The organism is Stenotrophomonas sp. CCNWLW162 (genome assembly GCF_037203745.1).
GTDB lineage: Bacteria > Pseudomonadota > Gammaproteobacteria > Xanthomonadales > Xanthomonadaceae > Stenotrophomonas > Stenotrophomonas maltophilia_AQ.
Window position 1 is genome coordinate 1034266 of record NZ_JBBCBL010000001.1, and the last position, 19471, is coordinate 1053736.

General features: G+C 66.3%; 15 protein-coding genes and 4 tRNA genes. 5 read left to right on the forward strand and 14 right to left on the reverse strand.

What is annotated here, in order from left to right; all coding sequences use genetic code 11:
• Window positions 1-53 precede the first annotated feature (53 nt).
• The 6 genes from tuf to V9K93_RS04985 form a co-directional block, all read right to left on the reverse strand.
• The gene (gene tuf, locus V9K93_RS04960) at window positions 54-1244 is read right to left on the reverse strand and encodes an elongation factor Tu (RefSeq protein ID WP_012510154.1); all 1191 of its coding nucleotides are present in this window, start codon (window positions 1242-1244) and stop codon (window positions 54-56) included.
• 41 nt (window positions 1245-1285) lie between these two features.
• Window positions 1286-1361, reverse strand: a tRNA-Thr gene (locus V9K93_RS04965).
• A gap of 49 nt (window positions 1362-1410) precedes the next feature.
• Window positions 1411-1484 (reverse strand) — tRNA-Gly (locus V9K93_RS04970).
• A 24-nt stretch (window positions 1485-1508) separates the two neighbouring features.
• A tRNA-Tyr gene (locus tag V9K93_RS04975) sits at window positions 1509-1594 on the reverse strand.
• Window positions 1595-1730: 136 nt separating this feature from the next.
• Window positions 1731-2747: an isoaspartyl peptidase/L-asparaginase family protein gene (locus V9K93_RS04980; protein WP_046983096.1), complete on the reverse strand. Its 1017-nt coding sequence runs from the start codon at window positions 2745-2747 to the stop codon at window positions 1731-1733.
• Window positions 2748-2851: 104 nt separating this feature from the next.
• Window positions 2852-3871 (reverse strand): cyanophycinase, encoded by a 1020-nt coding sequence (locus tag V9K93_RS04985; protein WP_337302147.1) that lies wholly within the window; start codon window positions 3869-3871, stop codon window positions 2852-2854.
• A gap of 170 nt (window positions 3872-4041) precedes the next feature.
• Here V9K93_RS04985 and V9K93_RS04990 point away from each other — a divergent pair, with 170 nt between their 5' ends.
• Window positions 4042-6780 carry a TonB-dependent receptor plug domain-containing protein gene (locus tag V9K93_RS04990; protein WP_337302148.1) on the forward strand — a complete coding sequence of 913 codons (2739 nt, stop codon included), beginning with the start codon at window positions 4042-4044 and terminating at the stop codon, window positions 6778-6780.
• A gap of 588 nt (window positions 6781-7368) precedes the next feature.
• Here V9K93_RS04990 and ychF read toward each other — a convergent pair.
• From ychF to V9K93_RS05030, 8 genes are all read right to left on the reverse strand, one after another.
• A complete protein-coding gene (ychF, locus tag V9K93_RS04995; protein ID WP_046983098.1) occupies window positions 7369-8460 on the reverse strand; it encodes a redox-regulated ATPase YchF in 1092 nt (363 codons plus the stop codon).
• A gap of 151 nt (window positions 8461-8611) precedes the next feature.
• A complete protein-coding gene (gene pth / locus V9K93_RS05000) occupies window positions 8612-9190 on the reverse strand; it encodes an aminoacyl-tRNA hydrolase (protein WP_004144977.1) in 579 nt (192 codons plus the stop codon).
• Window positions 9191-9240: 50 nt separating this feature from the next.
• Complete coding sequence (locus V9K93_RS05005; protein WP_046983099.1) at window positions 9241-9858, reverse strand: 50S ribosomal protein L25/general stress protein Ctc; 618 nt, start codon at window positions 9856-9858, stop codon at window positions 9241-9243.
• A gap of 107 nt (window positions 9859-9965) precedes the next feature.
• Window positions 9966-10925 (reverse strand): ribose-phosphate diphosphokinase, encoded by a 960-nt coding sequence (locus V9K93_RS05010; RefSeq protein WP_005415400.1) that lies wholly within the window; start codon window positions 10923-10925, stop codon window positions 9966-9968.
• A gap of 138 nt (window positions 10926-11063) precedes the next feature.
• Window positions 11064-11140 (reverse strand) — tRNA-Gln (locus V9K93_RS05015).
• A gap of 11 nt (window positions 11141-11151) precedes the next feature.
• Window positions 11152-12021: a 4-(cytidine 5'-diphospho)-2-C-methyl-D-erythritol kinase gene (ispE, locus tag V9K93_RS05020; protein ID WP_046983100.1), complete on the reverse strand. Its 870-nt coding sequence runs from the start codon at window positions 12019-12021 to the stop codon at window positions 11152-11154.
• Window positions 12018-12677, reverse strand: a complete 660-nt coding sequence (gene lolB, locus V9K93_RS05025) for a lipoprotein insertase outer membrane protein LolB (RefSeq protein ID WP_046983101.1) — start codon at window positions 12675-12677, stop codon at window positions 12018-12020. The genes ispE and lolB overlap by 4 nt, the downstream gene beginning before the upstream one ends.
• Complete coding sequence (locus V9K93_RS05030; RefSeq protein ID WP_253079247.1) at window positions 12674-14359, reverse strand: tetratricopeptide repeat protein; 1686 nt, start codon at window positions 14357-14359, stop codon at window positions 12674-12676. Before V9K93_RS05030 ends, lolB begins: the two co-directional genes overlap by 4 nt.
• A gap of 63 nt (window positions 14360-14422) precedes the next feature.
• Between V9K93_RS05030 and hemA the strand changes: the two genes are divergently transcribed.
• From hemA to ppk2, 4 genes are read left to right on the forward strand one after another with little or no spacing between them, the layout of a single operon-like run.
• Entirely contained in the window at window positions 14423-15706 is a 1284-nt protein-coding gene (hemA, locus tag V9K93_RS05035; protein WP_046983103.1) for a glutamyl-tRNA reductase, read from the forward strand.
• Window positions 15684-16766, forward strand: coding sequence for a peptide chain release factor 1 (gene prfA, locus V9K93_RS05040; protein ID WP_337302149.1), 1083 nt, complete (start codon window positions 15684-15686; stop codon window positions 16764-16766). The genes hemA and prfA overlap by 23 nt, the downstream gene beginning before the upstream one ends.
• Before the next feature lie 5 nt (window positions 16767-16771).
• Window positions 16772-18478, forward strand: coding sequence for an O-linked N-acetylglucosamine transferase, SPINDLY family protein (locus V9K93_RS05045; RefSeq protein ID WP_046983105.1), 1707 nt, complete (start codon window positions 16772-16774; stop codon window positions 18476-18478).
• Between the two features lie 46 nt (window positions 18479-18524).
• Complete coding sequence (ppk2, locus tag V9K93_RS05050; RefSeq protein ID WP_065722832.1) at window positions 18525-19307, forward strand: polyphosphate kinase 2; 783 nt, start codon at window positions 18525-18527, stop codon at window positions 19305-19307.
• Window positions 19308-19471 lie beyond the last annotated feature (164 nt).

A 19471-nucleotide genomic window follows, 5' to 3' on the forward strand; every position in this document is an offset into this window, starting at 1 on the left:
CGGCCCGCCATTCGCGTAACCGGCGGCGCTATGCAACCGCCGGTACTGCAGGCTTACTCGATGATCTTCGAGACCACGCCGGCGCCGACGGTACGGCCGCCTTCGCGGATGGCGAAGCGCAGGCCTTCGTCCATTGCCACCGGGTTGATCAGGGTGACGACCATCTTGACGTTGTCACCCGGCATCACCATTTCGACGCCTTCCGGCAGCTGGGCTGCACCGGTGATGTCGGTGGTGCGGAAGTAGAACTGCGGACGGTAGCCGTTGAAGAACGGGGTGTGACGGCCGCCCTCATCCTTCGACAGCACGTACACTTCGCCTTCGAACTTGGTGTGCGGCTTGATCGAACCCGGCTTGGCCAGAACCTGGCCACGCTCGACGTCGTCACGCTTGGTGCCGCGCAGCAGCAGGCCAGCGTTGTCGCCTGCCTGACCCTGGTCCAGCAGCTTGCGGAACATTTCAACGCCGGTCACGGTGGTCTTCTGCACCGGACGGATACCGACGATTTCGATTTCGTCGCCGACCTTGATGATGCCGCGCTCGATACGACCGGTCACCACGGTGCCGCGGCCCGAGATCGAGAACACGTCTTCCACCGGCATCAGGAACGGCTTGTCGATCGCACGCTCCGGCTCCGGAATCCAGCTGTCCAGGGCGTCGACCAGCTTCAGGATGGCCGGCACGCCGATGTCGCTCTGGTCGCCTTCCAGCGCCAGACGGGCCGAACCCGCGATGATCGGGGTGTCGTCGCCCGGGAAGTCGTACTTGCTCAGCAGCTCGCGCACTTCCATTTCGACCAGCTCGAGCAGCTCGGCGTCGTCGACCATGTCGGCCTTGTTCAGGAACACGACGATGTACGGCACGCCGACCTGACGCGACAGCAGGATGTGCTCGCGGGTCTGCGGCATCGGGCCGTCAGCGGCCGAGCAGACCAGGATCGCGCCGTCCATCTGGGCAGCACCGGTGATCATGTTCTTGACGTAGTCAGCGTGGCCCGGGCAATCGACGTGGGCGTAGTGACGCTTCTCGGATTCGTATTCGACGTGCGCGGTCGAGATCGTGATACCACGAGCCTTTTCTTCCGGCGCGGCGTCGATCGAGGAGTAGTCCTTGAACTCGCCACCGAAGCGCTCGGCACCGATCTTGGTCAGTGCGGCGGTCAGCGTGGTCTTGCCGTGGTCGACGTGACCGATGGTGCCGACATTGACGTGCGGCTTGGTGCGCTCGAACTTACCCTTGGCCATGGCTGCTTATCTCGAATTCGTCTGAGAGGTGGTGCTTAAGATGGTGCTCACGAAAGGAATCGAACCTTCGACCTCTTCCTTACCAAGGAAGTGCTCTACCGACTGAGCTACGTGAGCCGAGTTTTGCATTATGACATGAACTCGATAATATTCAAAGTTCATTCAATGGAGCGGGAGACGGGAATCGAACCCGCACCATCAGCTTGGAAGGCTGAGGTTCTACCATTGAACTACTCCCGCGCCGGGAATGTCACAACGTGAAACTGGTGGAGGGAGGTGGATTCGAACCACCGAAGGCGTAAGCCAGCAGATTTACAGTCTGCCCCCGTTGGCCGCTTGGGTATCCCTCCTTACCACCCCATTCCGTGCCGCCGAAGCGTTGCGGTGTGTGGTGGTGAGCCCGCAATTCTGGAGATGAAGCGGAGACCTGTCAACGCTTTTTTTCACTTTTTTTCACATGCGTCGCAAAGCCATTGATACGCAAGGCTATTGCGCGGGCACTGCCAGGGACTCGCTGGCGAAAATTGCGACATGGGGGATTCCGTCCGACCCGATCCAGCCGCGGTACATGCCCTGGGTGTTGAACGGCGCCGCCATTTTCCCGTCTGCGGCCAGCACGATGGCACCACCGTCGCCACCCATCTGCGGAATCGTTTCGTTGATCACGCCCTTGCCGGCCTGCTCCGGCGTCTGCCCCTGGTAGCGCATGCGCGCGCAGATCTCGTGCGCGGCCGCGGTACGGATGTAGTACTCGCCCCAACCGGTACCGGACACCGCACAGCGGGCATCGGCCCAGGTACCGGCACCAATGATCGGCGAGTCGCCGACACGGCCGTAGCGCTTGTTGGTCATGCCACCGGTGGAGGTGCCGGCGGCGAGATGGCCCTGCGCATCCAGCGCAACCGCGCCGACGGTACCAAAGTGCTTTGCGGTCTCCAGGTCAGCATGCGCCTGGCCGCTGGCCTCTTCCTTCAGTGCCCGCTGCAGCTGCTGCCAGCGCTTGTCGGTCCGGAAGTACGAGGGATCGACCAGGGTCATGCCCTGCTCCACCGCGAAGGACTCGGCGCCCTGCCCGACCATCATCACGTGCCGGGACTTCTGCATCACCGTCTGTGCCAGCAGGATCGGATTGCGCACCCGCTGCACGCCGGCCACCGCACCAGCGGCCTGGGTCGCGCCATCCATCACCGCCGCGTCCAGCTCGTTGTGGCCATCGTGGGTGAACACCGCGCCCTTGCCGGCGTTGAAGGTCGGATCGTCCTCCAGCACGGTGATCGCTGCGGTGACCGCTGCCAGCGCCGGACGGCCGGCGGCCAGCTCCGCATGCCCCTTCAACAGGGCCGCCCGCAGCGCGTCACGCGCAGCCTTTTCCTCGGCCGGCGACAGGTCCTTGCGCTCGACACCGGCGCCACCGTGGATGACCAGCAGCGGTGAGGTGGCCGGCGCGGCCTGGGCAAGCATGGGCAGGGACAACAGTGCGGACAGCGCCAGGCGCAGTTTCATCGGGTACGTCTCCAGCAGAACGAGGGAATGGATTGCAAGGTAGTGCCGGCCGCTGGCCGGCAAGGGGCGTATCAGGGAAGTGAGTTGCCGGCCAGCGGCCGGCACTACCGAAGCGTGAACTCAATCTCGCCGTCGCTGATGTCGGCCACCGCCTGATAGCCGGCCTCGGCCTGGAAGTCGTCCAGGCGCATGCGGCTGCCGCTGGCGACCACGGTCACCGGCACGGCGTGGAAGCGCAGCGGCTCGCCTTCGACCAGGCGATCGGCATCACGGCCGGGGCTGACCACCCAGACCTTGCCTTCGCCATCAGCGCTGTAGACCTGCGCCTGGCCATCCGGCTCCACGCACAGGGCGGTGTCTTCATCGACGCCGATGCCGACGATGTCCGGGTCGCCACTGTCCTGTACGGCGCGGGCGACGAACACGATCAGGCGGCCGAGGCGGTCGCGCTTGTCGAAGTGGGTATCGGTGACCACGCGCTGCAGATAGGGCATCTGCAGGAAGCCGCTGTCCATGGTCACCGCGCTGCCCTTCGGGTCGGCCAGCGCACCGGCGGAGGTGACGCTGCCGCCATCCATCGCGCCATAGGCATAGCCGCCCAGAATCGCCAGCCCGGCGCTGGTGCCGGCAATCGGCTTGCCGGCGCGCACGTGGGCATTGAGTGCGCGGTTGAGCGCGGTGCCTTTCCAGAAGCGGATGTAGCGCGACTGGTCGCCGCCGGCAATGAAGATGGCGTCGGCCGCAGCGACCACGCGCAGTACCGCCGGATCGTCGGCGCCACGGCGATTGTCGAAGACCAGGGTCTGCACGGCGGTGGTGCCGCCGATGTCCCGGTACAGGCGGTCCTGCAATTCATCGCTGCCCGACGCGCGCAGGATCAGCACACGGCCGTTGCCGGCCTGCTTCAGCCACCACTGGAAGGCCTCGGGCACCCACTCGCCGCCCCCCATCAGCATCATCGCTGGCGCGCGCGGACCAGGCCGGGGGGCTTCCAGATCACCGACTTCGTAATAGGCGAAACCGGGGCCCTGCAGGTCCTGCGCAGGCGCCGCCAGCGGCCAGGCCAGGGCCAGCAGCGCCAGCCAGGAAAAGGGGCCGTGCAGGGTTCTGTGGAGGCGTCGCATCTTGATCTCCCTGAACAAAATCGACTTGCAAGCGTTTTCACTCTTTGCCAGATAGGAACCCAGTAGTCAAGGACATAAAAAAGGCGTTAAATGCGCGCGCCCATTCCAGAAATCTGAATGGGGGACAGGGCCCCACCTCTGCGGGCCGGCTTCATTTCTGAGAATTCCTCATGCGTAGAAAGGCGATGGCGTGGTCGATCCAGCTGGCGTTGATGGGCGTGGCTGCTTCCGCGGCGGCCCAGGCTCCGGCTTCCTCTTCGGTTCAACAGCTGGACGCGGTGCAGGTCACCGGTTCGCGCATTCCGCGCGCCCAGGTTGAAGGCCCCGCCCCGATCACGGTGATCAGCGCCGAGCAGATCCGCTCCAGCGGCTTCACCACCGTGCCCGACGTACTGCGGTCGATGACCCAGAACGGCGGCGAGACGCAGAGCCAGCAGTCGTCCAGTGGCGCCGACTTCTCGCCGGGCGCCCAGCAGGTGGACCTGCGCGGCCTGGGCCCGAACCACACGCTGGTGCTGGTCAACGGCCGCCGCATCGCCGATTTCCCGATGCCGTTCAAGGGCCGCAGCAACTTCACCGACGTCTCCAACATCCCGCTGGGGATGATCGAACGCATCGAAGTGCTGACCGGCAGCGCCTCGGCCATCTACGGCTCGGATGCAATCGCCGGCGTGGTCAACTTCATCCTGAAGAAGAAGGCCGACGGCACCACCGTCGACATGCGCATGGGCACCACCAGCGAAGGCGGTGGCGAGTCGTTCGACGTGAGCATCGCCAGCGGCTTCAGCCACGGCAACTTCAATGCGGTGTACAGCGTTGAGCTGCAATCGCAGACCCCGCTGTGGGCCTACGAGCGCGACATCCAGGATTCGACCCAGGACGGCCCCACCGAAGGCTCGCGCATCGCCCGCCGCGCATATCTGCGCACCGACTACAACGACGACTACCTGGACCCGGGCGCGGCCACCTGCGAAGCGCTGGCCGGGCAGAACCAGGGCAGCACCTACCGTGCCTATCGGCCGAAGTACGGTTACTACTGCGGCAGCGACAGCTCGATCGGCTACGGCACCATCCTCAGCAAGCGCCGCGGCGCCAATGGCTACGCCTCGCTGAGCTACGACTTCGACAACGGCCAGCAGTGGTTCGCCGATGTGCAGCTGGGCTACCACACGATGTCGCTGATGCGCGACGTCACCAAGTGGGGCCGCATGGATGCCACTGGCGATGAGTCGGGCTACTTCAACAACCAGGCCACCGGCGAGGTCGAGTTCTGGCAGCGCCAGTTCTCGCCTGAAGAAATGGGCGGCCTGCGCAATGCGATGGTACGCAGCACGCAAAAGACCCTCAGCATGACCACCGGCTTCAAGGGCAATCTGGCCGGCAACTGGGACTACGAAGCGGCCCTGAGCCACTCGCAGTACCAGTCGATGATCAGCTGGGCGCAGATCATCGCCGCCAAGGCCAATGACCTGTTCCTGGGCCCGCAGCTGGGCGTGGACGATGACGGCTTCCCGATCTACAACGCCGACCCGTCACGCCTGTACCGGCCGCTGACCCGCGCCGAGTACGATTCGATCGCCGCACGCACCACCTACACCCCGAAGTCGCGCACCGAGACGGCTGCCTTCACTGTGACCAACTCCGCACTGTTCGGCCTGCCGGGCGGCGACGCTGGTTTCGCCGCGACCGTGGAAGTGGGCCAGCAGGCGTATTCGCTGAACCCCGATCCGCTGGCCACCCAGTACTACTACTACAGCTGGAAGGATTCGGACGGCAAGGGCTCACGCAACCGCTGGGCCACCGCCGCAGAGCTGCGCATGCCGCTGCACGAGACGGTCAACCTGAGCGTGGCCGGTCGCTACGACCAGTACCGCTATTCCGGCAACACCATCGGCAAGGCGACCTGGAGTGGCGGCCTGGAATGGCGCCCGATCGACACCCTGCTGGTGCGCGGTTCATACGGCACTGCCTTCCGCGCGCCGGACCTGCACTATGTATTCGCCGGCCCGGGCAATGACGAGACCAGCGCCGAGGACCTGTACAGCTGCCGCGCCGACGGCGCCACCGACTGTTCCGACTACGAGCGCAACCTGATCCGCAGCCGCACCGGCAACCGCCAGCTCGACCCGGAAACCAGCACCTCGTGGAGTGCGGGCCTGGTCTGGTCGCCGGCGATCGGCCTGGACCTGTCGCTGGACTGGTTCGACATCGACATGCGCAAGCAGGTGCAGGACATGGACGTGCGCACGATCCTGGCCAGCGAAGCGAACTGCCGCCTCGGCAGCGTCGACATCAATTCGCCGACCTGCGTGGACGCGCTCGACCGCATCACCCGCACCAGTGATGGCCGCCTGTACGGCGTGCGCGTCGCCCCGATCAACGTCGCCCGCGAATCGACCTCCGGCATCGACGTCGGCCTGCGCTACCGCCTGCAGACCGGCATCGGTGATTTCATCCTCAGCGGCACCCACACCTGGGTGAAGAAGCACGATTTCCAGCGCTACCCCGGTGATCCGATCCAGGACCAGTTCGCGGTCAACAGCAACTTCGACATCCCGCGCACCAAGACCAGCCTGAGCGTGACCTGGGAGAAGGCTGCATGGTCGGCCACGGTCTACGGTTCGCGCCTGGGCAAGCTGCCGACCTCGGACAGCTACGACCAGGTGTTCAAGTGGGACAGCGGTGACAGCCCGTACATCAAGGCGACCTACCGCTACAACGCGTCGCTGCAGTACCGCTTCGACGATCATTCGCGCCTGTCGCTGTCGGTGGTCAACGTGTTCAACAAGATGCCGCCGAAGGACGCCACGTACACGGCGTACCCGTACTACGACGTGTCCTGGTTCGACAGCATCGGCCGCACGATCAACCTGCAGTACACCCACAAGTTCGGCGGTAGCGCGCTGTAAGGCATGCCGCATTGCAGAACGTGGACGACAAGGCCCGCCATTGGCGGGCCTTGTTGTTTGGGAACCTGGCTCTGGTAGATGCCCACCTTGGTGGGCACTGATCTGCCACGCGCCCACCAAGGTGGGCGACTACCAGAGCGGGCCACGCGGGTTTTCCACACCGCACGTGGAAAGCGATGGGAACTTGGTGTGGACAAGTGGGCGCGATCCTTGTCTCACAGGCGTTTCCGGGCGTGGTGACTTTTTGTCCATCCCCTTCGACTGTTTTCCACACCGGACGTGGAGAGCGATGGGAACTTGGTGTGGACAAGTGGGCGCGAGCATTGCAGCGCAGGCGTTTCGAAGCGTGGTGAAATTTTGTCCACGGCCCGACTGCACTGATCGGGGTCGGAGCCCTTTCCCGTGGAAAGGGATCCGACCCACGGTTTTCCACATCCGACGTGGAAAGCGATGGGAGTTTGCTGTGGACAAGTGCCGGCGAGCATCACACAGCAAGCGTTTCGCAACGTGGTGTTTTTTTGTCCATCTCCGGAAACGCGAACGCCCCGCACAAGGCGGGGCGTCCGGGGTCGATCCGATGCAGCTGGATCAGACGTTGAAGCGGAAGTGCAGGATGTCGCCTTCCTGCACACGGTATTCCTTGCCTTCCAGGCGCAGGCGACCAGCTTCCTTGGCGCCGGCTTCGCCCTTGTACTTGATGAAGTCGTCATACGCGATGGTTTCGGCGCGGATGAAGCCCTTCTCGAAGTCGGTGTGAATGACCGCGGCAGCCTGCGGGGCGGTGGCACCCTTGCGCACGGTCCACGCGCGGACTTCCTTCACGCCAGCGGTGAAGTAGGTCTGCAGGCCGAGCAGGCTGTAGGCCGCGTTGATCACGCGGTTCAGGCCCGGCTCGCTCAGGCCCAGATCGGCCAGGAAGGTGTCGCGGTCTTCGTCATCGAGCTGGGACAGCTCTTCTTCGATCGCGGCCGACACCGGCACCACCTGCGCGCCTTCGGCGGCGGCATGCGCGCGCACGGCGTCCAGGTGCGGGTTGTTCTCGAACCCGTCTTCCAGCACGTTGGCGATGTACATCACCGGCTTCAGGGTCAGCAGGAACAGGTCGCGCACCAGCGCCCTCTCTTCCTCGTCCAGGCCAACCGAACGGCCGGACTTGCCGTCCGACAGCGCAGCCTGCAGCTTGGCCAGCACCGGCTTGCGCGCCGCTGCGTCCTTGTCACCGCCCTTGGCCGCGCGCTCGGCACGGTTCAGCGCCTTCTCGACACTGTCCAGGTCGGCCAGCGCCAGTTCGGTATCGATGGTTTCGATGTCCGAGATCGGGTCGACCTTGTTGTTGACGTGGATGACGTCGGCGTTCTCGAAGCAGCGCACCACGTGGGTGATCGCATCGACTTCGCGGATATGTGCCAGGAACTTGTTGCCCAGGCCTTCACCGCTGGCGGCACCGGCCACCAGGCCGGCGATGTCGACGAACTCGACCGCGGTCGGGATGACCTTCTGCGGGTTGATGATCGCTGCCAGCTCGTTCAGGCGCGGATCCGGCACCGGCACGATGCCGACGTTCGGCTCGATGGTGCAGAACGGGAAGTTCGCCGCGGCGATACCCGCCTTGGTCAGCGCATTGAACAGGGTCGACTTGCCGACGTTGGGCAGGCCGACGATGCCGCATTTGATACCCATGGGTGACAGCTCTCTGGGGTGAAAGTGATTGGTGAAACAGCGCGCGCGCTGCTTGGCCAATCCATCTCGGTGTTCAACATCTGCCAACCAAGGTTGGCAACTACCAGGGCCGATTGATGCCCGTTGCCGACCACCGGCCGGTACCCACCGGTTATTTCGGAGTGTGCAGGCGCTTCATCGCTTCGCTGAAATCGCCCTGCACCGCCAGCGGCAGCACGTCGATCGCATCGTCGATGGCGCGCGAAATCAGTACTTCATCGTCCTTGGAAGGGCGTCCCAGCACCCAGCCCACCACGCGGTCCTTGTGGCCGGGATGGCCGATGCCCACGCGCAGGCGGTGGAACTTGCCGTGGCCGAGCAGGCGGATGGTGTCGCGCAGGCCGTTCTGGCCGCCGTGGCCGCCGTCGAACTTCAACCGCGCCACGCCGGGCGCCAGGTCCAGTTCGTCGTGTGCCAGCAGGGTTTCTTCCGGCTCGATCTTCCAGAACCGCTGTGCGGCGGTGACCGACTTGCCACTGAGGTTCATGAAGGTGGCAGGCTTGAGCAGCCACACCGTCTGCCCGGCGATCTCGACCTTGGCGGTCTCACCGAACAGCTTGCTGTCCACATTCCATCGTGCACCGGCTTTTTCCGCCAGGGCCTCAACGAAATGAAACCCGGCATTGTGCCGGGTCCGGGCGTGCTCCGATCCGGGGTTGCCCAGACCGACGATCAGTCGCAATCCTGCCATCGTTCCATCCAGATACGGCGCCTGCCCCGAAGGACAGGCGCCGCGGGGTATTACTCGGCCGCTGCTTCTTCAGCGTCGGCAGCATCCTGCTTGCCGTGCTTGGCAGTGACGATGGCGTCGTCGTGGTCCTTGCCCAGCGCCAGCGCCGGGATTTCCACGCCCTTCGGCAGCTTGATGTTGGACAGGTACACCACGTCGCCAGCGTTCAGGTCGGCCAGGTCGACTTCAATCGACTCCGGCAGGTCCTTCGGCAGGCAGCTGATGGTCACTTCCTTCAGTTCGTGGGCGACCACGACGTCGGCAGCCTTGCCAGCCGGCGAGGTGTCTTCGTTGATGAAGTGCAGCGGAACCGAAGCGGTCAGCTTCTCGTTCTCGTTCACGCGCAGGAAGTCCAGGTGCATGATCAGCTGCTTGTACGGATGGCGCTGCATGTCACGCAGCAGCACCTTCTGCACCTGGCCGTCCAGGTTCAGGTCCAGGATCGAGGCATAGAACCACTCGTTCTGCTGGGCCAGCCAGATTTCGTTGTGGTCCAGGCTGATGGCGACCGGCTCGGCGTTGCCGCCGTACACGATCGCCGGGATCACACCAGCGTGACGCAGGCGGCGGCTCGCACCCTTACGCTGCAGTTCACGCTTGGTGACCTTGATTTCATGGGTCTTCGACATTTTCGACTACTCAGGTTGTTGCCTTGCCTTGCGGCTTGGCGGTTGAAGGCGCTTCCGCGACCAGAAGCGCCCGGTGTGTCCCTGCCGTTGCCGGCGGGGACGAAAAATCAGTCGACGTACAGCGAGCTGACCGACTCACCGAAGGCGATGCGGCGCATCGTCTCGGCCAGCATTTCCGCCACGCTCAGCTGGCGGATCTTGCTGCACACCCGCGCTGCGTCCTTCAGCGGGATGGTGTCGGTCACCACCAGCTCGTCGAGCTGGGAATTGGTGATGTTGTCCACCGCCGGGCCCGACAGCACCGCGTGGGTGCAGTAGGCGGCGACCTTGAGCGCACCGCGCGCCTTCAGGGCAGCGGCAGCGGCGCACAGGGTGCCGGCGGTATCGACGATGTCATCGACCATCACGCAGGTCTTGCCTTCGACGTCACCGATGATGTTCATCACGGTGGAGACGTTGGCGCGCGGGCGGCGCTTGTCGATGATCGCCAGGTCGGCGTCATCCAGACGCTTGGCCACCGCACGGGCGCGGACCACGCCACCCACGTCCGGCGACACCACGATCAGGTTCTCGGTGCCGTAGGCGCGCCAGATGTCGGCCAGCAGCAGCGGGGACGCATACACGTTGTCCACCGGGATATCGAAGAAGCCCTGGATCTGGTCGGCGTGCAGGTCAACGGTCAGCACGCGGTCAGCGCCAGCGGTGCTGAACATCTTTGCGGCCAGCTTGGCGGTGATCGGCACGCGCGAGGAACGCATGCGGCGATCCTGGCGCGAGTAGCCGAAGTACGGCACCACGGCGGTCACGCTGGCCACCGATGCGCGCTTCAGCGCGTCGATCAGCACCAGCAGTTCCATCAGGTTTTCCGCGCTCGGCGCACAGGTCGGCTGGATCACGAACACGTCCTGCTTGCGGACGTTCTCTTCGATTTCCACCTGCACTTCACCATCGGAGAAGTGCGAGACCAGCGCCTTGCCCGGGCGTACTCCCAGTTCCTTGCAGATGTTCTGCGCCAGACGTTTGTTGGCGTTGCCGGAAAAGACCAGCAGGTTCGGGGACTCTTGCATCATGATTGTCTCGGGCGGGGACGAGTGGCGGGGATCCGGTAGCGGCAAGGACCGCTTCGGCCCCTGCTGCTTACAACACCGCGGTTGTTTCCACGTCCCGCGCGGTCGATGCGCTGGATGGCGCGGACACAGCCGCATTGGCAGGGGCGGGAGGATTCGAACCTCCGAATGCCAGGATCAAAACCTGGTGCCTTGGGCCTCTTGGCGACGCCCCTGCATTGATGAATCAGTGTTGCTCGAGTGCATCCAGCAGTGGCGAACGTGCAACGCCCGCGGCCACCCTTGCCCGCAACTCCTTCGGCAACTCCGCTCGCCCCTGCTCTGCGGCAGCCTGCGAATCGAACTCGACGAAACAACCACTTCCGGACCCGGTCAAACGTGCCCTGCCAATACCGCTCAACGCGGCAAGCACCGCCTCTACGGCAGGCTCGCGGCGGCGCAGCACCGGCTCGAACACGTTCCCGACCAGAGCGCCGGAAGCGAAGTCGTCTATTTTCGCCTGTGGGCAGTCGCGCGTCAAATCCGGATCAGCAAACAGCGCCGGGGTGGGGACATGAACCCCAGGTTCGGCGATGACATACCAGGCCGGCGCCAGCGTGATCGGCTGCAAGCGCTCACCGACCCCTTCGGCCCAGGCATTGTGGCCACGCACGAATACCGGCACGTCGGCACCCAGGCGCAGCCCCAGCGCGGCCAGCGCGTCTTCGTCCAGACCGGCCTGCCAGAGCCGGTTCAGTACCACCAGCACGGTGGCGGCATCGGACGAACCGCCGCCGAAACCACCACCTGCAGAAACATGTTTTTCAACGATTATGTCCGCACCTTGCGCGACATTCGCCACATCTTTAAGCAGGCGTGCGGCACGTACTGCCAGATCATCGGCCTCGGAAACGCCGGCCAGGCCTTCGCCTTCACGGCGAACCTGGCCGTCTTCACGCAGGCGCAGGCCAATGCGATCCCCCCAGTCCAGCAGGCGGAACACAGTCTGCAGCTCGTGGTAACCGTCGGCACGACGGCCGATGATGTGCAGGAACAGGTTCAGCTTGGCCGGGGCCGGCCACCAGGACCAGCCCGCATCGTCGACTGCCCCGCTCATGGCGCGCCCTGCCCCCACTGGTCCACCAGCAGGCGCACCTTGGCATCGCCATTGCTGGCCTCGATCCGGCGCGGCAGCGCCGGGCGCCCGGCCTCGGCGGGGTACCATTCCAGGTACTGCACCTGCCAGCCCATCTGCTGCATGCGGCGCGGCCGGCCTTCACCGTCGCGCTCGACCTTCTCCGGACCGGCAGCATCGCCGGCCACCAGGCCACGGATCCACTCCGGCAGCTGGTTGACCGGAATGTCCCAGCCGGTCGCCTCGAGCAGCAGCTGCTGGGCGTCCTCACCGTCACGGGTGCCACCGGCCAGCCCTTCCAGGCGGCCGGCCTCGGAATGGGTATCGCCGGTCAGCTTCCAGCTCTGCCGGGTCACCGGCGCGCTCAATTCGACCACATAGCGGCGGCCGTCCTGCTTCCAGTCGATGCGGCCACTGCCGCCATCCTTGCCCTTGCTGACCGCGACCCGGCCCTGGAAGGCCCAGTCCGGCTGCGCATGCAGTGCGGCCACGCGCACGGTCTCGGCCTGCGCAGCTTCAGCCGACACCGTCTCGACTACGGCAGGCGCCGGGGTCTTCTGCGTGCCCACGGTGGTGCAGGCGGTGACCGCCACGGTCGCGACCGCCAGCAGCAGCGGCCGGATCAGGGAAACACTCATGGATTGAATTTCTCGCGGGCGCGCAGCAGCGCGCGGTTTTCAGGGTCGAGCTTGGCCGCCTCTTCGAAGAAATGGCGGGCCTCATCGTGCTTGCCCAGCACCCACAGCACTTCGCCGACATGGGAAGCGATCTCCGGGTCCTTGGCCAGGGTCCAGGCACGGCGCAGCTGCACCAGCGCCTCTTCCTTGCGGCCCAGGCGATACAGCACCCAGCCGTAGCTGTCGACGATGGCCGCGTTGTCCGGCTCGGCGACGCGGGCGCGGTCGATCAGCTCCAACGCTTCCTGCAGGCGACCGGTACGGTCGGCCAGGGTGTAGCCGAGCGCGTTGAGGGCCGGCACGTTTTCCGGGTCGGTCACCAGGATCTTGCGCAGGTCGGCCTCGGCACGCGGGATATCGTCACGGCGCTCCCAGGTGAGCGCACGGGCGTACAGCAGGCCGTTGTCATCCGGGTACGCTGCCAGACCGCGGGCCAGCGCATCCAGTTCACCGGCACTGTCGTCGGCGCGCTGGCGCAGCTCGGCTTCCAGCAGGTAGGCGTCGCGGCGCACGTCGTCGTCGACCACCGCATCTGACTGGATCGCATGCACTTCATCCAGCGCCAGCGGCAGGCGCCCGGCCAGGGCCTGGGCGTTGGCCGCGCGCAGGCGCGCTTCGCTCAGCTCATCGCCACCGGGCACGCTGTGGTACCACTGCACCGCCTCGGGATAACGCTTCAGGTACTCGGCGATCTTGCCCAGCAGCAGGCGCTGCGCCGGGTCCGGCTTGGCCGCCTGCCGCGACAGTTCGTTGTACAGGTTGGACAGCGCGGCTTTGTCGCCCTGCTTGGCCAGCAGCGAAGCGCGCATGCCCCAGGTCTGCACGTCCTGCGGCCCGAACGCCAGCACACGCTCGGCGGCCGACGGCTGGCCGAGGCTGTCGTAGGCGATGGCCACCGCGTTACGCAGTTCAGGGTCCTGGCGGGTTTTCGGTTCGACGTCCTGCAGCAGCGACAGCGCCTTGCCGGTCTCGCCAGCCTGCTGCAGCTGGCTGGCGCGCAGCAGCGCCACGCGCGGCTCCTCGGGGAAGCGCTTGACCACTTCATCGATCATGCGCCGCGCCAGCTCGGGCTTGTCCATGCGCAGGGCGAGACGACCGAACTCCTGCCAGGCCTCGATCTTCGACGGAATGGCGTTGGCGTCGACCAGCTCGCCCAGCACCTGCGCCGGCACCGCCGGGTCGCGGCCGCCACCGATCAAGGCCGCCAGGGCGAACTTCCAGCCACGCTCGTCAGGGTCGGCCAGCAGCGCCTGCAGTTCGCTGCGGGCCGCCTTCACGTCGCCCTGGCGCATGGCCAGCGCGCCGGCGGCGCTGCGCATGGTCAGCGAGCGCGGCGCCCGCTGTTGCCACAGGGCCAAGCCCTTGGCCGCGCTGGCATCATCGTTGGCAAGCATGGAAATACGGGTCGCACGCTCGGCCAGGCCGGCGTCGCCGTCGGTCTGCTGGGCGGCCTGCAGGTACCAGCGCGCAGCCTCGGCCAGCTTGCCGGCCTGCAGCGCGAATTCACCGGCCATCACCGGTTCCAGCGCCAGTTCCTCAGTGGCCGGGGCCCGCACGGGGGCCTTGGCCGGCACCGCCGCCAGGGCCTGGCCGCAGGCCAGGGACAGCAGCAGAACACTGGGGATGCGAATCAATGCGGGCATCGTCGGCATCGGGGCCTTAAAATGTCGTCCAATGGCCAGCAGCTTATCGCAAGCAACTGAACAATGACCCTGTGGGTGCTCGGACTGAATCACCAGACCGCACCGGTGGAACTGCGCGAACGCGCGGCCTTCGCCGGTGAGGCGTTGCCGCGCGCGCTCGGTTCGCTGCGCGATACCCCGCAGATCGCCGAGGCGGTGCTGCTGTCTACCTGCAACCGCACCGAGCTGTACGCGGTGGCCGACTCGGCACAGGCGCTGGACCAATGGCTGCACACCCAGGCCGGCGACCTGCAGGGCTACCTGTACCAACATGCCGATGCCGAAGCGGTACGCCACCTGTTCCGGGTCGCCACCGGGCTGGACTCGATGGTACTGGGCGAACCGCAGATCCTCGGACAGGTGAAGGATGCCTGGTCGACCGCGCGCGATCATGGCCTGCTTGGCCAGCGCCTGGATCGGTTGTTCCAGCAGACCTTCTCGGTGGCCAAGCGCGCACGCACCGACACCCAGGTGGGCGCCAACCCCGTATCTGTGGCATCGGCCGCAGTGCGACTGGCGCAGAACGCGTTCGCGCGCCTGGACGATTCCACCGTGCTGCTGGTCGGCGCCGGCGAGACCATCGAGCTGGCTGCACGCCACCTGAGTGAAGGCAAGGTGCGGCGGCTGCTGATCGCCAACCGTACCCTCGCCCATGCGCAGGAGCTCGCCAGCCGCCACGGCGGTGTGGCCCTGCCGCTGACCGAACTGGACCGCCACCTGAGCGAGGCCGACGTGGTGTTCTCGGCCACTGCCGCACGCGAGCCGGTGATCCATCGCGAGATGGTGGCCAAGGCGCTGCGCACGCGCCGGCACAAGCCGATGCTGCTGTTCGACCTGGCCGTGCCGCGCGACATCGAAGCCGAGGTCGCCACGCTCAACGATGCCTTCCTGTACACCGTGGACGATCTCGAGCGGGCGGTGGAAGACAACCGCCGTGGCCGCCGCGAGGCCGCCGCCGAGGCCGAGGCGATCATCGATCTGCAGGTGTCGCGCTTCGTCGAGACCCAGCAGGCCAGCGCCCACCAGGCGCCATTGCGGCAGCTGCGCGCGTTCGGCGAGGCCACCCGCACCGAACTGCTGGAGCGCGCGCGCCAGCAGCTGGCCAACGGCAAGCCGGCTGACGAAGTGCTGGAACTGCTCGCCCATGGCCTGACCAACCGCCTGCTGCATCCGCCGACCGCTGCGCTGCGCGCGGCCGCGCTGAGTGGCGACGCCGACCTGACCCGCGCCGCCGAGCGCCTGTTCCCGGCCACGCCGGGTTACCGCCACCCACCCGTGAGACCCGATGACGCCGACCCTGCGCCGTAAGCTGGAAGCGCTGGCCGAGCGCCGCGAAGAACTGGAACGCCTGCTCGCCGAACCCGATGTGGTCGCCGACAACACCCGTTTCCGCGACCTTTCGCGCGAATTCGCCCAACTTGAGCCGATCGCCACCGCCCTCGCCGATGAAGCCCGTGCCAAGGCCGACCTGGCCGCGGCCGAAGGCATGCGTGCCGACCCCGACCTGCGCGAGCTGGCCGACGAGGAGATCACCGACGCCCAAGCCCGCCTGCAGGAGCTGGAACAGGAACTGGCACTGCTGCTGGTGCCGCGCGACCCACGCGACGAAGGCAACCTGTTCCTGGAAGTGCGTGCCGGTACCGGTGGCGACGAAGCAGCAATCTTCGCCGGCGACCTGTTCCGCATGTACGCCCGCTATGCCGAACGCCAGGGCTGGAAGGTCGAGATCGAATCGGACAACCCCGGCGAACATGGCGGCTACAAGGAAGTGGTGGCGCGCGTGGTCGGCCGTGGCGCGTTCTCGCGCCTGAAGTTCGAATCGGGCACGCATCGCGTGCAGCGTGTACCGGCCACTGAATCGCAGGGCCGCATCCACACCTCGGCGGCGACCGTGGCGATCATTCCCGAGGCCGATGAAGTCGATGACATCGTCATCAATCCGGCGGACCTGAGGGTGGATACGTTCCGCTCGTCCGGCGCCGGTGGCCAGCACGTCAACAAGACCGAGTCGGCCATCCGCATCACCCACGTGCCAACCGGCGTGGTGGTGGAATGCCAGACCGAACGCAGCCAACACGCCAACCGCGACAAGGCGATGAAACGCCTGAAGGCGCAGCTGCTGGACGCCGAGCGCCAGCGCCAGGATGCGGCACAGGCCGAGTCGCGGCGCCTGCAGGTCGGCAGTGGCGACCGCAGCCAGCGCATCCGTACCTACAACTTCCCGCAGGGCCGGATCACCGACCACCGCGTGGAAGGCCTGACCCTGTATGACCTGCCGAACATCCTCGCCGGCGATCTCGATCCGCTGCTGCAGCGGCTCAGCCACGAACACCAGGTCGACGCCCTGGCCCAGCTGTCGGCGAGCTGAGCACGATGACGGCCTGGCAGCAGCGGCAACAACTGCAACAGGCGATCGCTCGCCAGCCCGGCGACTTTGTCGCCTGGGTGATGCTGGCCGACCTGGAACTGGAAGCCGGCGACATCGCTGCTGGCGAACAGGCCGCGCGCCGTGCGTTGCAGCTGCGTCCGAACCATCCCGAAGCGCTGGCGCGATTGGGCCGCGTGGCGTGGATGGCCGGCGCACATACCGACGCCGCGACGCTGCTCGGCCAAGCCTCGGCGCTGGCACCGCAGCATCCAGGCATCGCGCTGTGGCTGGGCCACGCGCTGGAAGATGCCGATGATGCCGAGGGCGCATCGGCCGCCTATCGGCGCGCGCACACCCTGATGCCGGCCGAGCCCTACATCGCCGCCCAGCGGCTGGCCTGGCAGCGCCGCCTGTGCGACTGGCAGGACGTGGACGCGCTGGCTGCACAGGTGCGCGGTGCGTTGGCCTCCGGACAGGGTGTTGTCGAACCGTTCGCCTTCCTCAGCGAGGACGCCAGCGCCGCCGAACAGCTGGCCTGTGCGCGTGCACGTGCTGCGGTGGTTGCTTCGGGGGTGCGTCCCCTTCCTGCCGTAAAGGCGCGCGGGCACGGCCCCTTGCGCGTCGGTTTCCTTTCCAATGGTTTTGGCGCCCATCCCACCGGGCTGCTGACTGTAGCCCTGTTGGAGCAACTGCGCCTTGACCCGACGCTGCAACTGCATCTGTTCGCACTGAACCGCGACGACGGCAGCCGCATCCGCCAGCGCCTGCAGGCGGCGACGCATCTGCACGACGTGGCCGGCCTGCGCCATGCCGACATCGCCACCCGCATCCGCGCGCAGGGCATCGACCTGCTGTTCGACCTGCGCGGTTGGGGCGGCGGCGGTACGCCGGAAGTGCTGGCGATGCGTCCTGCCCCGCTGCAGCTGAACTGGCTGGCCTACCCCGGCACATCGGGTGCGCCGTGGATGGATGCGGTGATTGGCGATGACTTCGCGCTACCACCATCGCTGGAACCGCATTACAGCGAACGCGTGCTGCGCCTGCCGCGTGCGTTCCAGCCCTCGGACAACACGCGTGCGCTGGAAGCCGCGCCGACGCGTGCGGACTGCGGCCTGCCCGAGCGCGGCGTGGTGTTCTGCTGCTTCAACAACAGCTACAAGCTCAATCCGCGCAGCATGGGCCGCGCCTTCGCCGTGCTGCAGGCGGTACCCGGCAGCGTGCTGTGGCTGCTCTCCGGCCCCGGTCAGGCCGATGCCCGCCTGCGCAGCACCGCACAGGCCGCTGGCCTGGACCCGGCACGCCTGGTGTTCATGGCCAAGCTGCCGCATCCGCAGTACCTTGCACGTTATCAGCTGGCCGATCTGTTCCTGGACACCAACCCGTACAACGCGCACACCACAGCATCGGACGCACTATGGGCCGGCTGCCCGGTGCTGACCTGCCCCGGCGAGACCTTCGCCTCGCGCGTGGCCGGCAGCCTCAACCACCATCTGGGGCTGGCACGGATGAATGTCGCCGACGATGCAGCGTTCATCACTACCGCCAGCACGCTGGGCAATGACCCGGCGGCACTGGCGGCGTTGCGCGCAGAACTGGCACAGGCACGCGAAGGCAGCGGCCTGTTCGACATGGCCGGATTTGCCCACGACCTTTCAGCGCTGCTGCAGCGGCTGGCCGGCGAGCATGGGTGGCAGGGCCTCGACATCGCCTGAGCGATCCCTGCGCTACGCTCGGGCTTCCTCCCCGCAGGGTGTGACGATGGCCAAGCTCAAGCGCAAGGAATACGACGAACTGCTGCAGCCACTGCAGCTGGAGCTGACCGCGATGGCGCGCTGGGTGCAGCACAGCGGGCAGCGCCTGCTGGTGCTGTTCGAAGGCCGCGACACCGCAGGCAAGGGCGGCGCGATCCAGGCCATCAGCCAGCACCTCAACCCACGCCAGTGCCGGGTGGTGGCGCTGCCCAAGCCTACCGACCGCGAAGCCACGCAGTGGTACTTCCAGCGTTATGCCTCGCATCTTCCGGCGGCCGGCGAGATCGTGCTGATGGATCGCAGCTGGTACAACCGCGCCGGCGTCGAACGAGTGATGGGGTATTGCAGCGAGGCCGAGTACCAGCAGTTCCTGCGCCAGGCGCCGGTGTTCGAACAACTGCTGGTGGATGACGGCATCCTGCTGTTCAAGTACTGGCTGTGCGTGGACCAGGAGCAGCAGGAGAAGCGCTTCGCCGAGCGCCATGTCGATCCACTGAAGGGCTGGAAGCTGTCACCGGTGGATCTGAAATCACGCAGCAAGTACAGCGCGTACACCGAAGCGCGCGAGGCGATGCTGCGTGCCACCCATCGCGCGGATGCGCCGTGGACGCTGGTGGATTTCAACGACCAGCGGCTGGGGCGGCTGACCCTGGTACGCAACCTGCTCGACCGGTTGCCGGACACCCGGGTGGATGCACCGTTGCCGGAGCTGCCGAAGCTGAAGGGCAAGCTGCATCGCGAGCACTACGATGTACTGAAGCCGATCGAGGACTTCCCGGTCGAAGATTAGGGTGGGTCGGCAGGGCCTGCGGCCCTGCACCTGCTACGAACCAAGGCAACAGCAACAGCCGAAGCAGAAGCGGGTTACCTGTGGGTAGGCGGGGTGGGTCCGGTTGCGGGGGACGCTGCAAGTACGTCCATGTAAGCTCGGTCGCCGCATCCATGCGGCTCACG

What these genes read in the sequence shown, in the direction of transcription:
- tuf (WP_012510154.1), bottom strand. Translation starts at nt 1,244, where the DNA reads ATGGCCAAGGGTAAGTTCGAGCGCACCAAGCCGCACGTCAATGTCGGC.
- V9K93_RS04980 (WP_046983096.1), bottom strand. Translation starts at nt 2,747, where the DNA reads ATGAAACTGCGCCTGGCGCTGTCCGCACTGTTGTCCCTGCCCATGCTT.
- V9K93_RS04985 (WP_337302147.1), bottom strand. Translation starts at nt 3,871, where the DNA reads ATGCGACGCCTCCACAGAACCCTGCACGGCCCCTTTTCCTGGCTGGCG.
- V9K93_RS04990 (WP_337302148.1), top strand. Translation starts at nt 4,042, where the DNA reads ATGCGTAGAAAGGCGATGGCGTGGTCGATCCAGCTGGCGTTGATGGGC.
- ychF (WP_046983098.1), bottom strand. Translation starts at nt 8,460, where the DNA reads ATGGGTATCAAATGCGGCATCGTCGGCCTGCCCAACGTCGGCAAGTCG.
- pth (WP_004144977.1), bottom strand. Translation starts at nt 9,190, where the DNA reads ATGGCAGGATTGCGACTGATCGTCGGTCTGGGCAACCCCGGATCGGAG.
- V9K93_RS05005 (WP_046983099.1), bottom strand. Translation starts at nt 9,858, where the DNA reads ATGTCGAAGACCCATGAAATCAAGGTCACCAAGCGTGAACTGCAGCGT.
- V9K93_RS05010 (WP_005415400.1), bottom strand. Translation starts at nt 10,925, where the DNA reads ATGCAAGAGTCCCCGAACCTGCTGGTCTTTTCCGGCAACGCCAACAAA.
- ispE (WP_046983100.1), bottom strand. Translation starts at nt 12,021, where the DNA reads ATGAGCGGGGCAGTCGACGATGCGGGCTGGTCCTGGTGGCCGGCCCCG.
- lolB (WP_046983101.1), bottom strand. Translation starts at nt 12,677, where the DNA reads ATGAGTGTTTCCCTGATCCGGCCGCTGCTGCTGGCGGTCGCGACCGTG.
- V9K93_RS05030 (WP_253079247.1), bottom strand. Translation starts at nt 14,359, where the DNA reads ATGCCCGCATTGATTCGCATCCCCAGTGTTCTGCTGCTGTCCCTGGCC.
- hemA (WP_046983103.1), top strand. Translation starts at nt 14,423, where the DNA reads ATGACCCTGTGGGTGCTCGGACTGAATCACCAGACCGCACCGGTGGAA.
- prfA (WP_337302149.1), top strand. Translation starts at nt 15,684, where the DNA reads ATGACGCCGACCCTGCGCCGTAAGCTGGAAGCGCTGGCCGAGCGCCGC.
- V9K93_RS05045 (WP_046983105.1), top strand. Translation starts at nt 16,772, where the DNA reads ATGACGGCCTGGCAGCAGCGGCAACAACTGCAACAGGCGATCGCTCGC.
- ppk2 (WP_065722832.1), top strand. Translation starts at nt 18,525, where the DNA reads ATGGCCAAGCTCAAGCGCAAGGAATACGACGAACTGCTGCAGCCACTG.